Annotated in this window: 15 protein-coding genes; 9 read left to right on the top strand and 6 right to left on the bottom strand. The window is 65.3% G+C overall.

Annotated features, from left to right (window positions below; all coding sequences use genetic code 11):
- Window positions 1–8 precede the first annotated feature (8 nt).
- The 6 genes from araG (at window position 9) to pyrF (ending at window position 6,336) form a co-directional block, all read left to right on the top strand.
- Entirely contained in the window at window positions 9–1,523 is a 1,515-nt protein-coding gene (gene araG, locus AWB72_RS20000; RefSeq protein WP_087128612.1) for an L-arabinose ABC transporter ATP-binding protein AraG, read from the top strand.
- A gap of 18 nt (window positions 1,524–1,541) precedes the next feature.
- Window positions 1,542–2,558 (top strand): L-arabinose ABC transporter permease AraH, encoded by a 1,017-nt coding sequence (gene araH, locus AWB72_RS19995; protein ID WP_040051192.1) that lies wholly within the window; start codon window positions 1,542–1,544, stop codon window positions 2,556–2,558.
- A gap of 3 nt (window positions 2,559–2,561) precedes the next feature.
- Entirely contained in the window at window positions 2,562–3,356 is a 795-nt protein-coding gene (locus AWB72_RS19990; protein WP_040051191.1) for an SDR family NAD(P)-dependent oxidoreductase, read from the top strand.
- Window positions 3,347–4,243: an SMP-30/gluconolactonase/LRE family protein gene (locus AWB72_RS19985; RefSeq protein WP_087128610.1), complete on the top strand. Its 897-nt coding sequence runs from the start codon at window positions 3,347–3,349 to the stop codon at window positions 4,241–4,243. Before AWB72_RS19990 ends, AWB72_RS19985 begins: the two co-directional genes overlap by 10 nt.
- Window positions 4,244–4,334: 91 nt before the next feature.
- Entirely contained in the window at window positions 4,335–5,444 is a 1,110-nt protein-coding gene (locus tag AWB72_RS19980; RefSeq protein WP_087128609.1) for an aldose 1-epimerase, read from the top strand.
- A gap of 76 nt (window positions 5,445–5,520) precedes the next feature.
- Window positions 5,521–6,336 (top strand): orotidine-5'-phosphate decarboxylase, encoded by an 816-nt coding sequence (gene pyrF, locus AWB72_RS19975; protein ID WP_087128607.1) that lies wholly within the window; start codon window positions 5,521–5,523, stop codon window positions 6,334–6,336.
- A gap of 6 nt (window positions 6,337–6,342) precedes the next feature.
- Here the strand turns inward: pyrF and AWB72_RS19970 are convergent, their stop codons facing one another.
- Genes AWB72_RS19970 through thiL form a run of 4 tightly spaced genes read right to left on the bottom strand, consistent with a single transcriptional unit; the run spans window position 6,343 to window position 11,732 of the window.
- Entirely contained in the window at window positions 6,343–9,666 is a 3,324-nt protein-coding gene (locus AWB72_RS19970) for a DEAD/DEAH box helicase (RefSeq protein ID WP_087128606.1), read from the bottom strand.
- Between the two features lie 21 nt (window positions 9,667–9,687).
- Window positions 9,688–10,188 carry a CinA family protein gene (locus tag AWB72_RS19965; protein WP_040051186.1) on the bottom strand — a complete coding sequence of 167 codons (501 nt, stop codon included), beginning with the start codon at window positions 10,186–10,188 and terminating at the stop codon, window positions 9,688–9,690.
- A 34-nt stretch (window positions 10,189–10,222) separates the two neighbouring features.
- Complete coding sequence (locus AWB72_RS19960) at window positions 10,223–10,756, bottom strand: phosphatidylglycerophosphatase A family protein (protein WP_208863161.1); 534 nt, start codon at window positions 10,754–10,756, stop codon at window positions 10,223–10,225.
- A complete protein-coding gene (thiL, locus tag AWB72_RS19955) occupies window positions 10,746–11,732 on the bottom strand; it encodes a thiamine-phosphate kinase (protein ID WP_040051185.1) in 987 nt (328 codons plus the stop codon). The genes AWB72_RS19960 and thiL overlap by 11 nt, the downstream gene beginning before the upstream one ends.
- A 263-nt stretch (window positions 11,733–11,995) precedes the next feature.
- On the opposite strand from thiL, the gene AWB72_RS19950 reads away from it, so the two are divergent.
- From AWB72_RS19950 to AWB72_RS19940, 3 genes are all read left to right on the top strand, one after another.
- Window positions 11,996–14,290, top strand: a complete 2,295-nt coding sequence (locus tag AWB72_RS19950; protein WP_087128604.1) for an NADP-dependent malic enzyme — start codon at window positions 11,996–11,998, stop codon at window positions 14,288–14,290.
- Between the two features lie 435 nt (window positions 14,291–14,725).
- A complete protein-coding gene (locus AWB72_RS19945; RefSeq protein ID WP_040051183.1) occupies window positions 14,726–15,223 on the top strand; it encodes a ribonuclease in 498 nt (165 codons plus the stop codon).
- Window positions 15,224–15,238: 15 nt separating this feature from the next.
- A complete protein-coding gene (locus AWB72_RS19940; protein WP_087128603.1) occupies window positions 15,239–15,817 on the top strand; it encodes a barstar family protein in 579 nt (192 codons plus the stop codon).
- A gap of 83 nt (window positions 15,818–15,900) precedes the next feature.
- Here AWB72_RS19940 and AWB72_RS19935 read toward each other — a convergent pair whose 3' ends face one another.
- Window positions 15,901–16,638, bottom strand: coding sequence for a 16S rRNA (uracil(1498)-N(3))-methyltransferase (locus tag AWB72_RS19935; protein WP_087128601.1), 738 nt, complete (start codon window positions 16,636–16,638; stop codon window positions 15,901–15,903).
- A gap of 18 nt (window positions 16,639–16,656) precedes the next feature.
- Window positions 16,657–17,070 carry a VOC family protein gene (locus AWB72_RS19930; RefSeq protein WP_087128653.1) on the bottom strand — a complete coding sequence of 138 codons (414 nt, stop codon included), beginning with the start codon at window positions 17,068–17,070 and terminating at the stop codon, window positions 16,657–16,659.
- Window positions 17,071–17,392 lie beyond the last annotated feature (322 nt).

Here is a 17,392-nt window from a genome sequence, read left to right as displayed (position 1 = left end):
GAGGCGATATGTCAGCGACGCTGCGTTTCGACAATATCGGCAAGGTGTTTCCAGGCGTGCGCGCGCTCGACGGCGTGTCGTTCGACGTCAATGCCGGCGAAGTTCACGGCTTGATGGGCGAGAACGGCGCGGGTAAATCGACCTTGCTCAAGATTCTCGGCGGCGAGTATCAGCCCGATTCGGGGTGCGTGCTCATCGACGAAAAGGAAGTGCATTTCGGCAGCGCGGCGGCGTCCATTGCGTCGGGCGTCGCCGTGATTCACCAGGAATTGCAGTACGTGCCGGACTTGACCGTGTCCGAAAACCTGCTGCTCGGCGCGTTGCCGAACCGGCTCGGCTGGGTGAACAAGAGCGCGGCAAAAAAGCACGTGCGCGAGCGGCTAGCGGCGATGGGCGTCGATCTGGATCCGAACGCGAAGCTGCGCAAGCTCTCCATCGCGCAGCGGCAGATGGTCGAAATCTGCAAGGCGCTGCTGCGTAACGCGCGCGTGATTGCGCTCGACGAACCGACTTCGTCGCTGTCGCATCGCGAGACGGAAGTGCTGTTCAAGCTCGTGCGCGATCTGAAGGCGGACAAGCGTGCGCTGATCTACATCTCGCATCGCATGGACGAGATTTACGAACTGTGCGACGCGTGCACGATTTTCCGCGACGGCCGCAAGATCGCGTCGCATACGCGGCTTGCCGAGGTGCCGCGCGACACGCTCGTGCAGGAGATGGTCGGGCGCGAGATCAGCGACATCTATAACTATCGCGCGCGGCCGCTCGGCGACGTGCGCTTCGCGGTGAAGAATCTGCAAGGCGATGCGCTTTCCGCGCCCGCGAACTTCGGAGTGCGGCGCGGCGAGATCGTCGGCTTCTTCGGGCTTGTCGGCGCGGGCCGCAGCGAACTGATGCACCTCGTGTACGGCGCGGACAAGAAGAAGGACGGCACCATCCAGCTCGACGGCCAGCCGATCAAGGTGCGCAGCACGGGCGAGGCGATCCGTCACGGCATCGTGCTGTGTCCGGAGGATCGCAAGGAAGAGGGCATCGTCGCGATGGCGACGGTCGCGGAGAACATCAACATCTCGTGCCGCCGTCATTACCTGCGCGCGGGGCTGTTTCTCGACCGCAAGAAGGAAGCGCAGACGGCGGACCGCTTCATTCAGCTGCTGAAGATCAAGACGCCGAGCCGCCGGCAGCGCATCCGCTTTCTGTCGGGCGGCAATCAGCAGAAGGCGATTCTGTCGCGCTGGCTCGCGGAGCCGGACCTGAAAGTCGTGATCCTCGATGAACCGACGCGCGGGATCGATGTCGGCGCGAAGCACGAAATCTACAACGTGATCTATCAGCTGGCCGAGCGCGGCTGCGCCATCGTGATGATTTCGTCGGAGTTGCCGGAAGTGCTCGGCGTGTCCGACCGGATCGTCGTGATGCGGCAGGGGCGCATCGCGGGCGAATTGCCGCGCGGGCAGGCGAGCGAACAATCGGTGCTGAGTCTCGCACTGCCGCAGGCGGAGACGGTCGCCCAGGCCGCGTAAAGAAAAGAGGAGCGAATCATGGAAGCAAGAGAAAACATCGTGGGACAGGCGAGCGAAACGGTCGCGAACGCGCTGATCCCGCAGAAGAACGACAAGCAGAAGTGGTGGCAGCAGATCACCGAGTACAGCCTGATCGTCATCTTCATCGTGATGTTCGTCACGATGTCGCTGAGCGTCGACCACTTCTTCTCCATCGAGAACATGCTGGGCCTCGCGCTCTCGATCTCGCAGATCGGCATGGTCGCCTGCACGATGATGTTCTGCCTCGCCTCGCGCGACTTCGACCTGTCCGTCGGATCGACGATCGCGTTCGCGGGCGTGCTCTGCGCGATGGTGCTGAACGCGACCAACAACACGTTCATCGCGATCATCGCGGCGGTGGCGGCAGGCTCGGTGATCGGCTTCGTGAACGGCGCGGTGATCGCGTATCTGCGCATCAACGCGCTGATCACCACGCTCGCGACCATGGAAATCGTGCGCGGACTCGGCTTCATCGTGTCGCACGGGCAGGCAGTGGGCGTGTCGTCGGATACGTTCATCGAACTCGGCGGCCTCACCGTGCTCGGCATTTCGCTGCCGATCTGGGTCACGCTCGCGTGTTTCATCGTGTTCGGCGTGTTGCTCAACCAGACCGTGTACGGCCGCAATACGCTCGCCATCGGCGGCAATCCCGAGGCGTCGCGGCTCGCGGGCATCAACGTCGAACGCACGCGCGTGTGGATTTTCCTGATTCAGGGCGCGGTGACGGCGCTCGCCGGGGTTATCCTTGCATCGCGGATCACGTCCGGACAGCCGAACGCGGCGCAAGGCTTCGAACTGAACGTGATTTCGGCATGCGTGCTGGGCGGCGTGTCGCTGCTCGGCGGGCGCGCGACGATTTCGGGCGTGGTGATCGGCGTGCTCATCATGGGGACCGTCGAGAACGTGATGAACCTGCTCAACATCGACGCGTTCTACCAGTACCTCGTGCGCGGCGCGATCCTGCTCGCCGCCGTGTTGCTCGACCAGTTGAAGAATCGCGGATCGCGGGACTAACTCATGAACGACAACGCAATCGACAGCAAACTCGCGCGCTTTCCGAGCCTCGCCGGCAAGACGGTGCTCATCACCGGCGGCGCGACCGGCATCGGCGCGGCCTTCGTCGAGCATTTCTTCGATCAGGGCGCGAAGGTCGCGTTCTTCGATATCGATACCGACGCGGGCGAAGCGCTCGCCGACCGCCTGGGCGCGGATCTGGGCACGGACCGCTCGCGCCCGATGTTCCTGCGCGTCGATCTCACCGACATCGATGCATTGCGTCAGGGCATCGCCGATGTGCGCAGCGCGCTCGGACCGATCGGCGTGCTCGTCAACAACGCGGCCAACGACAAGCGCCATACGATCGAGGAAGTGACGCCCGAGTACTACGATGCGTGCATCGCCGTGAATCTGCGGCATCAGTTCTTCGCGGCGCAGGCGGTCATCGACGACATGAAGCAGCTCGGCGGCGGCTCCATCATCAATCTCGGCTCGGTGAGCTGGATGATCAAGAACAGCCGCATTCCCGTGTATCTTTCGGCGAAATCGGCGGTGCAGGGCATGACGCGCGGCCTCGCGCGCGATCTCGGCCAGTACGGCATCCGCGTGAACACGCTCGTGCCGGGCTGGGTGATGACGGAAAAGCAGAAGCGCCTCTGGTTCGACGAAGCCGGCAAGATCGCGGTGAAGCAGAACCAGTGCATCGACGGCGAACTGCTGCCGTCGCATCTCGCGCGCGCGGCGCTTTTTCTCGCCTCCGACGACAGCAGCATGATGACGGCGCAGGACATGATCATCGACGGAGGATGGGTTTGATGAACGCACGCGACGCGCAGCTTCTGATCGACAGCAAATGCACGCTCGGCGAAGGCGCGACGTGGTGCGCGGCGGGCGGGCGCTTCTGGTGGACGGATATCGAAGGCAAGCGCCTGTTTCGGCACGATCCGCGCAAGAGCGGCGACAGCGCGACCGAATCGTTCGAGATGCCCGAGCGCCTCGGGTGCTTCGCGATGTGCGCCGATCCCGGCGTGCTGCTGCTCGGTCTCGCGTCGCGGCTCGCGTTCTTCGAGATCGCGTCCGGCAGGATCGAGACGATCGTCGAAGTCGAAGCCGATCTGCCGACGCGCCTCAACGACGGCCGCTGCGACCGCGAAGGGCGTTTCGTGTTCGGCACCAAGCATGATGTGGACGACGCGCAGCCGATCGGCGGGTTTTATCGGCTGAACCTGGATTTGTCCCTGGAACGCCTGCCGCTCGGCAACTTCGCGATCAACAACAGCACGGCGTTCAGCCCGGACGGCGCGACGATGTATTACTGCGATACGCCCACGCGCCAGATTCGCGCGTGCGATTACCCGAGCTTTCACAATCAGCGCGTGTTCGCCGAGCTTTCGGACGACACCGGCTTTCCGGACGGCTCCACCGTCGATGCCGATGGCGGTCTGTGGAACGCGCAGTGGGCCGGGCGGCGCGTCGTGCGTTACGCCGCCGATGGCCGCGAGACGGCGCGCATCGCGGTGCCGAGCGCGCAGCCGAGTTGCGTGGCGTTCGGTGGGGCATCGCTCGATACGCTTTTCATCACGACCGCGCGCGGCGGCCTTAGCGACGACGCGCTCAAAACCGACGCCCACGCGGGCGGCGTCTTCACCGCGCAGCCGGGTGCGCGCGGGATCGCGGAGCCGGTCTTCGCGGGCAAGGCTTGAACGCACAAAACGAGGCGGCGCGCACGATGACGCGCCGCCCGCTCTGGCCCCGGCAACGCCGGGTCGGTCGCCTCTCGATGGAGCACGAGTCATGACTGTTGCGCGCACGGAGCAAAGGCTGAAACCCGCATCGACGACATCCTCCGCGCAGGCGAACGCACGCCGCTCGCGTCTCGCCGCCGCCGCCGAACCGCCGATACGGCCCGGCCCGAGCACGGCGGTCGTCGCGATTGGCGGCGCGGGCGTCGAAGGTTGCATCACGCTGGCGAACGCGCATTTGCGGCTCGACGTCGCGCCGGCGCTCGGCGGCGGCATCACGCGCTTCGACTGGCGTCACGAAGGCGGCCTCGTGCCGATTTTCCGGCCGTGCGCCGATCCCGGCCCGGGCACCGATCCGAACGAACTCGCGTGTTATCCGCTGCTGCCGTATTCGAACCGCATCGGCAACGGGCAGTTCGAGTTCTCCGGACGCGCGATCGACGTGCCGCGCAATCGCCCCGACGAACCGTTGCCGCTGCACGGCGACGGCTGGCTCGGCGCGTGGGATGTCGAGGAAGAGGACGCGGCGCACGTGCGGCTCACGCTCGATCGCCGCGACGGCAAGCCGTATTCGTTCCGCGCGACGCAGACCTACACGCTCGAAGAAGCGACGCTCACCGTCGCGCTCGACATACGCAATACCGGCGACGAAGCGCTGCCCTTCGGCCTCGGGCTGCATCCGTTTCTCATGCGCGAAGCCGATACCGAACTGTCCGCCGCGGCGGGCGGCTTGTGGCTGTGTGGCGACGACTGGCTGCCGGTGCGTCACGTTCCCGCGCCGCCCGCGTGGCAGTTCGGCGTGGCGTATCCGATGCCGTCGGAGATGGTGAACAACGCGTTCACCGGCTGGAGCGGACGCACGAGCGTGTTGTGGCCGAAGCGCCGCCTCTCGCTCACGATCGCCGCCGACACCGATTACTACGTGCTCTACGCGCCGCCCGGCGAGGACTTTTTCTGCTTCGAGCCGGTCGATCATCCGATCAACGCGGTGAATCTTCCCGGCGGCGGCGAGGCGAACGGCATGACCGTGCTTGCACCCGGCGAGCGGCTCGCGCGTGAGTTTCGCTTCACCGTCGAGCGCACCGGACAAGCGGCGCGGCGGGGCAGGCCGCGCACGCGGGCGGGGTCGAAGGCGCGGACCCGCGCGGCGCTGGCGCGCTGAATTCGGCGGAGCGGCGAAGGGACGTTGATCGCGCGCAAGCTAAAATGCGTGGCATCGACGTTCATCGACTCTTCCCATGTCCTTCATTCAATCGCTCAACGCCGCGTGGTCGCGGACTCAATCGCTCCTGTGCGTCGGCCTCGATCCCGAGCCGTCGAAGTTTCCGGGCGCGCTCAACGGCCGCGCCGACGCGATCTTCGAATTCTGCAAGACCATCGTCGACGCCACCGCGCCGTACGCGTCGTCGTTCAAGCCGCAGATCGCGTACTTCGCGGCGCATCGCGCGGAAGACCAGCTCGAAGCGCTGATCGCGCATATTCACGATAAACACGCCGGCATTCCCGTCATTCTCGATGCGAAGCGCGGCGATATCGGCAGCACCGCCGAGCAGTACGCGCGCGAGGCGTTCGAACGCTATCGCGCGGACGCGGTGACGGTGAATCCGTACATGGGCTTCGATTCGATCGAGCCGTATCTCGCGCATGACGGCAAGGGCGTGATCGTGCTGTGCCGCACGTCGAACGCGGGCGGCTCGGACCTGCAATTCCTGAACACCGCCGATGGCAAGCCGCTGTATCAGGTCGTCGCGCAGCTTGCGGCCGAGAAGTGGAACGACAAGGGCCAACTCGGGCTCGTCGTCGGAGCGACCTTTCCGAAGGAAATCGAAGCGGTGCGCGGCATCGTCGGCGACATGCCGCTCCTGATTCCGGGCATCGGCGCGCAAGGCGGCGATGTCGAAGCCACCGTGCGCGCCGGCCGCACCGCGAACGGCGCGGGCATGCTCATCAACTCGTCGCGCGCCATCATCTACGCCGGCAAGGGCGACGACTACGCGGCCGCCGCAGCCGCCGCCGCGCAGAAGACGCGCGACACGATCAACGCGTATCGGTGAACACGCTTACGCGTCGGGCATCGGCGTGAAAAGCGCGGCGATGTCCTCTTCCGAGAACCGGGCCACCGCGCCCGCGTCCTCGGACAGAATGCCCGCCGCGAGCGCCGCTTTCTTCTCCTGCATCTCCAGAATCTTCTCTTCGATGCTGCCGGTCGCCACCAGCTTGTAGACGAACACCGGCTTTTCCTGCCCGATGCGATGCGCGCGGTCCGTCGCCTGATTCTCGGCGGCGGGATTCCACCACGGATCGTAGTGAATGACGGTATCGGCGGCGGTGAGATTCAGGCCGACGCCGCCCGCCTTCAGGCTGATCAGGAAGATCGGCGCTTCGCCCGACTGGAACGCGCGCACGGGCGCGGCGCGGTCGGCCGTATCGCCCGTCAGCGTGACATAGGCGATGCCCGCGTCGTCGAGCGCCGCCGCGATGATCGCGAGCATGCCGGTGAACTGCGAGAACACGAGCACGCGCCGGCCTTCTTCGATGAGCGCGGGCAGCATCTCCATCAGCATCTCGAGCTTCGCGGATTGCTTCACCAGCTTCGCGCCCGCGAGCTTCACGAGCGACGGATCGCAACAGACTTGCCGCAGCTTCAGGAGCGCGTCGAGCATCAGGATGTGGCTGCGCGCGAAGCCCTGTTTCGCGATGGCGTCGCGGACTTTCTCATGCATCGCCGATCGCACGGTTTCGTACAGATCGCGCTGCGCGCCTTCGAGATCCACCGTGCGCACGATGGTCGTCTTCGCGGGAAGCTCGGTCGCGACATCGTCTTTCCGGCGGCGCAGCATGAACGGCCGCACGCGGCGCGCGAGCAGGTCGCGGCGCGTCCGATCGTTCTGTTTCTCGATGGGCTTGCGCCAGCGGCTAGTAAAGTCTTTCTGCGTGCCGAGAAAGCCCGGCAGCAGGAAGTCGAACTGCGACCACAACTCGCCGAGATGATTTTCCAGCGGCGTGCCGGTGAGACACAGCCGGTGACGCGCGCCGATCGTGCGAATGATCGCCGCCGCCTTGCTCGACGCGTTCTTCACGTATTGCGCTTCGTCGAGAATCAGAAGGTGATAGTCGTTGAGCGCGAGCGCTTCGTGATCGCGCCACAGCAGCGGATACGTGGTGATGATGAGATCGTGCTCCGCGATCGACGCAAAGCGCTGCTGCCGCTCGCGCCCGTGCAGATTCAGCAGCTTCAGTGACGGCGCGAATCGCCGCGCTTCGTCCTGCCAGTTGTTGACGAGCGTGGTCGGCACGACGATCAGCGCCGGACGATCCAGCCGCCCCGCTTCCTTTTCCGTGAGGATGTGCGCGAGCGTCTGCACCGTCTTGCCGAGGCCCATGTCGTCGGCGAGGATGCCGGCGAGGCCGTGTTCGCGCAGGAATTGCATCCAGTCCAGGCCGTCGAGCTGATAGTCGCGCAGTTGCGCGTTCAAAGCCTTCGGCGGCTCGATCCGGCGAGGACCGCTGACGCCGCGCAGGCGTCGAGCGAGTTCGAGCACGGAGGTGTCGCCGTGGAACTGCCAGCGCAGCGTTTCGTCGTGTTCCGTCAGGCGGCCGGCTTCGAGCGTGGGCAGGCGCAAGGGCGCGCCTTCGTCGAGCGTGCGGGCGTCGAACAGGTCGATCAGCGTGCGCACGAGCGGCTTGAGCCGCGCCGCGCGCAGCCGGAAGCGCCGGCCTTCGTCGGTGCGGAAGGGAATCGGCTCGGCATCGTCGATGACGTCCACGCCGCCGTTCAGCCAGCGCGAATCGCGCTGAAGCAGGTCCGCCAGCAGCGGTTCGAGGCGAACGGGCCGCTTCTCCACCGTGATGCCGAGTTCGAGGTCGAACCAGCCGGCATCGCTCGCGTGCGCGACGCCCTCGATGGCTTCGACTTCGATCGCGTCGAACCGCGAATTGCGCGCGATCACCACGCGCCAGCCCGCTTCGCGCAACGCGGGAACCAGCGTGTCGATGAACGGCTGCCACGCATCGCGCCCGTGCATGATGAAGCCGCCCGCGTAACGCATTTCCTCGCGGCTCGCGGGCGCGGTGGAGATGGATTGCAGGCCGGCGTCGGTCAGGCGGCGAATGCAGCTTTGCTCGATGTCCGCGTGACGCGTGATTTCGACCAGCTCGCCGCCGGGCATCGGCACGAGCACGTCCGGACTGTTTGCCGGAACGACGATGCCCTCGTAATCGAATCCGAGCGACGCCAAGTCGAGTTCGATGGCCGGCGCGTTAAGCTTGCGCGGCGGCTCCAGCGCGACCGTGTCCAGCGTGAGCACCGGCACCGGCGCGACATCGACGGTGCGCAGCCCCGACTTGACGCTCGCCGGCGGCGCGGGAAGCGTAGGCGCGAATTCGCTCAGCGATGCCCGCACGACGGCGCTTTCGCGCATCGTCAGCGGCGGCATGTCGAGGTAATCGGCGAGCAGCGTGTCGGGGATCGGCGCGTCGATGGCGCCGGTTTCGTTCGCGAGCGCATCGACGTACCACAGCGGTTCGGTGCGCAAGAGGACATCGGCGTCGGGATCGATGGCGAGCAGCGGACGGATCATGTCGCCGTCGAGCGGCATCCATTCGATCGCGGCCACGCGGCGCGCGCCTTCGCGCAAGGGCGCGGTGAGCTGCGGCGCGTGGCTGTCCTCTTCGAAGAAAAGCCGGCCGGTCCCGAGCATCATCCTCCAGACTTGCGCGCCTTTCGCGCCGAGCACGGCGTAACGACCATCGGAATAACTGGATTCGTTTCTCAGCGCGCGGAGAATGGCGTCGTCTTCCGGCGTCAGAAACTTCGGCGGGTTCTGCCACGCCTGATAGTTCGGCTGCCAGCTTTCGGTCGCGCGAATGGCGCCATCCACGCCGAGCCGCGCCTTCAGCATCGAGACTTCGAAAGCCTGCTCTTCGAACGGCACGGGCGCGAGCACATACAGCACGCGATGAACCGCGCCGCTCGCGGGCTTGCGCCCCGTGTCCTGCGAAAGTTGCGCGCGTTGCGCCTCTTCCGCCTTCGCGCGAAAGCCCGAGAGCCAAGTCTCGACTTCCGGGCGCACGCCTTTTTTCGATGCCTGTTCCCGAAGCCCGATGGCCGCGAGCAGCGTCGCGGCCACGTGCTTGCAGCCGTATCCGACGGGGCACGAGCAGGAGCCGTGCGGCTTGCCGTTGCGGAACACGATCTCGACGGAATAGGGCAGCGTCTGCGTGCCCTTCACGTTGGCGCACAGGATGCCGTCGAATACGCGGATTTGGGAAACGGCGCCGATATAACCGAGCGCCTTGTCGAATGTGGAGCGGCCCATCCATTGGGCCACCTGATCTTCACTGCATGCGGGCCAATCGGCCGATTCGCGTTGGGTCTTGCTCATAAGCTCACTTCGTTCAGCGCTTTACCGTTCGCGACGGTCCAGAAATTCCAGCAGTCCTCTCAGCGCGTGCGCCGCCGCCTGCGTGCGGACCTGCTCGCGATCGCCCTTGAAATGCTGCGTTTCGACCGCCGTGTGCAGCCGGTTGCTCCACGCGAAGCACACGGTGCCGACGGGCTTCGCCTCGCTGCCGCCCGCCGGACCCGCGACGCCCGTGATCGACACGGACACCTGCGCGCGGCTGTTGCGCAGCGCGCCCTCGGCCATCGCTTTCGCGACGGGTTCGCTCACCGCGCCGTGTTGCTCGATCATCGCGGCGGGCACGCCGATCATCTCCGTTTTCGCGAGATTCGAATACGTGACGAAACCGCGCTCGAACCATGCGCTGCTGCCCGAGATGTCCGTGATCGCGGCCGCGACCATGCCGCCCGTGCACGATTCGGCGGTGGCGAGCATCAGCCGTTCGTCGCGCAGCTTGTTGCCGGCGCGGATCGCGAGTTGGTGAACGACGGTATCGGTTGCCATGGCGTGTCTCGCAGACAAGGGGAATCGAAAAACGTCAGACCGTCATGCGCCACAGCGCAATGACGAGCAGCGTGAAAAACGCGGCGACGAGGTCATCGAACATGATGCCGAAGCCGCCTTTCAAACGGCGGTCGAAATAGCGGATGGGCGGCGGCTTCACCATGTCGAAGAAGCGGAACACGATGAACGCCCACAACTGTCCGGTGAAGGTCGCGGGCGTGACGAACAGCAGCACGAGCCAGAACGCGATGATTTCGTCCCACACCACCGCCGACGGGTCCGCCACGTTCATCTTCTTCGCCGTGAAGCTGCAGAAGCCGCATCCCGCGATGAAGCCCACGACGATCAGCGCGCCCCATTCCGCGACCGTCAGATGCCGGTTGAACGCGACGAACGACGCCCACGCGAACAGCGTTCCGGCGGTGCCCGGCGCGATGGGCGAAAGCCCGCTGCCGAAGCCGAACGAAAGAATATGCACCGGATGGTTGAGCATGAAGCGCGCGGTCGCCTTGCGCGGCGCGGGGCGCGGGCGCTCGGGCGCGCTCGCTACGGTCGGGTCAGTCTGCATGAAAGTGGTCGAAGCCTTGCAACGTCAGGGAAAGCGGTGCGCCCGCGCCGTCGCGCCAGGCAATGTCCGGCGAACCGGAAGTCTCGATTTTACCGATGCGGGTCAGCGGCACGTTCAACCGCATCGCAATTTGAACAAGCGATTCGCGCGCCGATGGCGGCGCGGTGAAGCAAAGCTCGTAGTCGTCGCCGCCCGCGAGCGTGCATCGGCGGCGCGCGGCGTCGGGCAGCGCGCGCACGGCGGCCGAGCAGGGCACGGCGTCCGCATCGACGGTTGCGCGCATGTACGAACGTTCGAGGATGTGCATGAGGTCGCCGGCGAGGCCGTCGGAAATATCGAGCGCCGCGTGCGCGACGCCGCAGAGCGCCATGCCGAGCGCGACGCGCGGTTCCGGGCGTTCGAGCGCACGCCGCCATGCCGGCGCCGCATCGGCCGGCGCCGGCCATTCGCCGCGCATCGCGCCAAGAGCGGCGCGTGCATCGCCGAGCACGCCGGACACGTAGATGTCGTCGCCGGGCCGCGCGGCGTCACGGCGCAGCGCGGCGCCGTTCGGCACGTCGCCGAACACGGTGATGCAGATGTTGAGCGGCCCGCCGGTCGTATCGCCGCCGATGAGCGCGCAGTCGTGGCGTTCGGCCAGCGCGAACATGCCGTCGCTGAAGGCTTCGAGCCACGCTTCGTCGGCGCGCGGCAACGCGAGCGCGAGCGTGAACGCGTGCGGCTTCGCGCCCATCGCGGCGAGATCGGACAGGTTGACGGCAAGCGCCTTGTGGCCGAGCGCGTGCGGATCGACATCGGCAAAGAAGTGGCGGCCTTCCACGAGCATGTCCGTCGAAATTGCGAGCTGATGGCCCGCAGGCGGGGCGATCAGCGCGCAGTCGTCGCCGATGCCGAGCGGCGCTTCGTCATGACGTGGCGCGGGCGCTTTCGCGCGGCGTGCGAAGAATCGATCGATCAGTGAGAACTCGGAGGGCATCGTCGGCAATGAATGATTTTGTGCGCTGCAAGAAGAAAACGACATGACGGACGAAGCGCGAATCCGGATAAGCCAAACCCGCTGCGTTTGTCTCGAAAAAACAAGGCGATGCGCTGCGAGCCTTGCCCCGCTAGGCGATCAGACGTTCTACGGTCATGACACTTGTAGCCGAAATGCACGGACTGTGATCCCGAAACCGTAAGGGTTTGGCGCTACAATGCGTTCGAATCTCTATTCTAATTCCCGCACTTTTTGCCCGCCTTATGACGACTCCCGCCAATACGAAGTTGCGCGAAGCCGCGCTCGATTATCACGAGTTTCCGACACCCGGAAAGGTCGCGATCGCTCCGACCAAGCAGATGATCAACCAGCGCGATCTCGCGCTCGCCTATTCGCCGGGCGTGGCGTTCGCGTGCGAAGAAATCGTCGCGGACCCGCTGAACGCGGCGCGCTTCACGGCGCGCAGCAATCTGGTCGGCGTCGTGACGAACGGCACGGCGGTGCTCGGGCTCGGCAATATCGGGCCGCTCGCGTCGAAGCCGGTCATGGAAGGCAAGGCGGTGCTGTTCAAGAAGTTCGCGGGCATCGACGTGTTCGATATCGAGCTGAACGAAACCGATCCGCACAAGCTCGTCGACGTGATCGCCGCGCTCGAGCCGACTTTCGGCGGCATCAATCTGGAAGACATCAAGGCGCCGGACTGCTTCATCGTCGAGCGTGAAGCGCGCAAGCGCATGAAGATTCCCGTTTTCCACGACGACCAGCACGGCACGGCCATCGTCGTGGCGGCGGCGGTCACGAACGGGCTGAAGGTGGTCGGCAAGAACATCGGCGAAGTGAAGCTCGTCGCGTCCGGCGCGGGCGCTGCGGCGCTCGCATGTCTCGATCTGCTCGTCGATCTCGGCATGAAGCTCGAGAACATCTACGTGACGGACCTGGCCGGCGTGGTCTACAAGGGCCGCGTCGAACTGATGGACCCGGACAAGGAGCGCTTCGCCCGCGAAACCAGCGCGCGCACGCTCGCCGAAGTCATCGAAGGCGCGGACGTGTTCCTCGGCCTCTCGGCGGGCGGCGTGCTGAAGCAGGAGATGGTGAAGGGCATGGCCGCAAAGCCGCTCATTCTCGCGCTCGCCAATCCGACGCCCGAAATCCTGCCGGAACTCGCGCTGGAAGTGCGTCCGGATGCGGTGCTCGCCACGGGCCGCACGGATTACCCGAATCAGGTCAACAACGTCCTGTGCTTCCCGTTCATCTTCCGCGGCGCGCTCGATGCAGGCGCGACCACGATCACGAAGGAAATGGAAATCGCGGCCGTGAACGCGATCGCGGAACTGGCGCGTCAGGAGCAAAGCGATATTGTCGCGACGGCTTATGGCATTCAGGATCTGTCGTTCGGTCCGGAATATCTGATTCCGAAGCCGTTCGATCCGCGTCTCATCGTGAAGATCGCGCCGGCCGTGGCGAAGGCCGCGATGGAATCCGGCGTGGCGACGCGTCCCATCGAGGACATGGACGCCTACGAGCAGCACTTGCAGCAGTTCGTCTATCACAGCGGCACGACGATGAAGCCCGTGTTCCAGCTCGCGCGCAGCGTCGAGCCGGAGAAGAAGCGCATCGTGTTCGCGGAAGGCGAGGAAGAGCGCGTGCTGCGCGCGGTGCAGATCGCCGTCGATGAAAAGATCGCCAAGCCGATTCTCATCGGCCGTCCGGCGGTCATCGAGCAGCGCATCACGAAGTTCGGCCTGCGCCTGACGCCGGGCGTGGACTTCACCGTCGTCGATACGGACCACGACGAACGCTACCGCGACTTCTGGCAAACCTATTACCAGATGATGGCGCGCAAGGGCATCAGCCAGCAGATGGCGAAGCTCGAAATGCGCCGCCGCACGACGCTGATCGGCTCCATGCTCGTCAAGAAGGGCGAAGCGGACGGCATGATCTGCGGCACGGTGAGCACCACGCACCGGCATCTGCATTTCATCGATCAGGTGATTGGCAAGAAGGACGGCTGCAATGTCTACGCGGCGATGAACGCGCTCGTGTTGCCGGGCCGCCAGATTTTCATCGTCGATACGCACGTGAACGTCGATCCGACGCCCGAGCAGCTCGCCGAAATCACGATTCTCGCGGCGGAAGAAGTGAAGCGCTTCGGCATCGTGCCGAAGATCGCGCTGCTGTCGCATTCGAACTTCGGCACGAGCAACGCGCCGACCGCGCAGAAGATGCGCGACGTGCTCGCCATCCTGAAGGAGCGCGCGCCCGATCTCGACGTGGACGGCGAGATGCACGGCGACGTCGCGCTGGATGCGCGTTTGCGCAAGGAAGTGCTGCCCGAATCGACGCTCGAAGGCGATGCGAACCTGCTGATCCTGCCGAATATCGACGCGGCGAACATCTCGTACAACCTGCTGAAGACGGCGGCGGGAAGCGGTATCGCCATCGGCCCGATTCTGCTCGGCGCAGCGAAGCCGGTGCACGTGCTGACGGCTTCGGCCACCGTGCGGCGGATCGTCAACATGACCGCGCTGCTGGTGGCGGATACGACGGCCGCGCGCTAAAGCACTCGCTGTTCAGCGCGGCAACGCGCGGTAACACGCTCAACGCGGCAGGGTCGAACCTGCCGCGTTTTGTTTTGGCGCAAAAAAAAAGCGTGCCGCGGTGCGGGCACGCCTTGGGGCAGAGGCAAGGGGATCGCCCCTCCCCAAAGTGCAGAGCATCACGGTGAAGCGCACCGCGCGAAACTGGCGACAAGTGAGGCAACTCGTCCAGAGGTTTCAATCCCTACGGCGATAAATTCTAGCTTGTACGGTTGAAAAGTCTCTCAGATTTAGGCTAAAAACGACCGCTTTTGCTCGGACGGAAGGTGGTGCGCCGGGCGGAGTTGAGAAAAAATTTCCGAAATCCCGCGGAACGTTGCTTCGTCCAGTCATTAGCGATACCCTTACATCTTTCATGGTCGTCGAAATCGGTTTCAACGCGGGGGCAATCTTTTCGTGAAGCGCGCATCGGCGTTCGCCTGCATCGTCGCTTTCAGCCTTGTTCTGGGCGGTTGCGGCAAAGACGAATCTCGGAGCGGCGTGTCGGAAACGCAAACGGCCGCCCAGCAGTCTAATCAGACAGGGAAGGCGTCGGCAGGGCCGGATGCGGCAGTCGCTCCTTCGGGCGCCGAACAGCCTGCTCCCAGTCAGGCGCGCGGCAAGGACCCCGGGACGATCAGCGTCGCGCAACTGCCCAGGCAAGCGGTCGAGACATTGCGGCTGATCGAAGCGGGCGGCCCGTTTCCCTTCGAGAAGGACGGCGTCGTATTCGGCAATCGCGAGCGTTTGCTGCCGCGGCATCCACGCGGCTACTACCACGAATACACAGTCCCCACGCCGCGCGCGCGGGATCGCGGTGCGCGCCGGATCGTATGCGGTGGCCCGAAGCGGCAGACAGACGATTGCTACTACTCGGACGACCACTACGCCAGTTTTAAACGCATTGCGGGATAAATAGGGATTAACGGCATGAGCGACAACATCTACGCGCACGACAACGGCGTCGCGGGTGATCTTTTCGCCACCGGCGATGGCAACCTGTTCCAGCGAGTATTGCGGCTACGCATGATAGAACACGACAACAGACCCGATGACGAGCCGAATCCGCCCCCGAATCCGGAGGCGGAGGCCCATCCGCAGGAGGAATCGGAGTCTCTTTTCGCGACGGTGCGGCCGAACATCGTGCAGTCGATACGCGCCTTCCGCGTGCAGGAACTCGCCGACGAAGCCAATCGCCTCGGCCAGCATTTTCTGTATGCGTATCTCGGCCAGGCGCAAAGCAAACAGGAAGTGCTGGAGACCATCGCGCTGTCGTTCCTGTTTCCCAAGCACTTCGGCAAGAACTACGACGCGCTGTACGACTGCCTGACCGACCTCGTGCACAAGGCGGGATCGCAGCCGGGCTTCGTAATCGTGCTGGAACAACTGCCGATCGCGCAGAAGTTCGACAAGGAAGGGCGCGAGACGCTGCTCGACGTGTTCCGCGATGCCGCCGAATTCTGGGCCGAGCGGCGCGTGGCATTCCGCGTTTTTTATTCGTTCGTCTGACGCGCTAGCATTCGAACGAAAACAGCCCGGCGAGCACGCTCGCCGGGCTGTTTTCGTTTCTGCGGCAATGAGTTAGCCGCGCGTCACCAGCCGCCCCAGCGCGCCGCCAGCGCTGCCAGCACCGCGATACCCGCCGTTTCCGTGCGCAGCACGCGCGGTCCGAGGCCGAGCGAGGAAAACCCGGCATCGACGATATCGCGCTCTTCTTTCGGCGAAAAACCGGCTTCCGGTCCGATCACGAGCGTCACGTGGCCGCGCGGCGGCTCGACGGGCAGCGCATCGAACGTTACTTCGGCGCGCGGCGACAGCAAAAGGCGCAAATCTCCATCCGATGCAGCCGGCAAGTCCGCGAGCCACGCCGACAGATCGCGCGGCGGCGCGACTTCCGGCACGCGATTGCGTCCGCACTGCTCGCACGCCGCGCGCACGAGCGCCTGCCAGTGCGCCTGACGACGCAGCGCGCGCTCGCCCGCGAGCCGCACGACGCCGCGCTCGGCCGTCAGCGGCGCGATGCCCGCGACGCCCAGTTCGACCGTCTTCTCGATGAGCCAGTCCATCTTGTCGCCGCCCGCGACGCCCTGCGCGAGCGTCACGCGATACGGAGGCTCGGCCTCGCGGCCGCTATGCGTATCGATGCGAACGAGCGCGGTGCGCTTGGCGATATCGACGAGTTCGCCGTGATACTCGCCGCCCGTGCCGTCGAAGAGCGTGATCGCGTCGCCGGTCGAAAGGCGCAGCACCTGGACGTGGCGCACGACATCATCGGGAAGGGAAAGGGTGTGGCCCGCCGCGAGCGGGCCTTCGACGTAGAAACGTGGCATGAAAGCGTGAGAAAACGGTCAGCGCAGATGCCGCGCCAGCGCCCAGCGATACCCGTCCGGGTCTTCGATCTGCGCGAAACGGTCGCCCCAGAACTGGTCCTGCGGCTCGATCAGCGGCTTCGCGCCGACGGCGAGCGCCTGGGCGTACGTGGCGTCGACGTCGTCGACATAAAGGTAAAAGGACTGCGGCGCCATCTGGCCCGCGCTCTTCGGCGTGCGCGCCTGCGATCCGTACGCGCCTTCGGGCGCGAACATCACGATCAACTGCCCGCGATACGTCATCTCGACGTGGATGATCGTGCCGTCGTCGTTGACGCTGTCGCGCACCGCGAAGCCGAGCGCCTTCTCGTAAAACGCGATGCTCACGCGCGCGTCGCGCACGGTGAGATAGGGCGTCAACCAGGGGACATCGGCGGGGCGGGGATCGGTCATCGAAAGCACTCCTTCGAGCTTCGTTGCACAGTCAATTGACGGGCATTTTGCCACGACGCGCGAAACCGGCGCGCTCGCGCTCCCGCCGGGCGCGCTCGCTGCACGCCGCATGCCCGCATCGAACTGACCGAAGCGCGGCGTTCCGAGCGCTGCCGCACGCCTGTCGATCGGACCGGTCTGCTAGAATGACCGACTCCCGATCCTCGTCGTTTCTCGTCGTTCCGGTCCTGAAAACATGGTGTACTCGTGGTTCGCCGCAGGGCCGGCGTCCGGTGCGAAAGCATCGGCTGAAGGCATGCGGCAAGAAGCACCGTGGATCATT

Origin of the sequence: Caballeronia concitans (assembly GCF_001544615.1) — a bacterium.
In the GTDB taxonomy this organism is placed as follows: Bacteria; Pseudomonadota; Gammaproteobacteria; order Burkholderiales; family Burkholderiaceae; genus Caballeronia; species Caballeronia concitans.
Note: the sequence above shows the minus strand (reverse complement) of the source record. Positions and strands in the feature narration are given on the sequence as shown.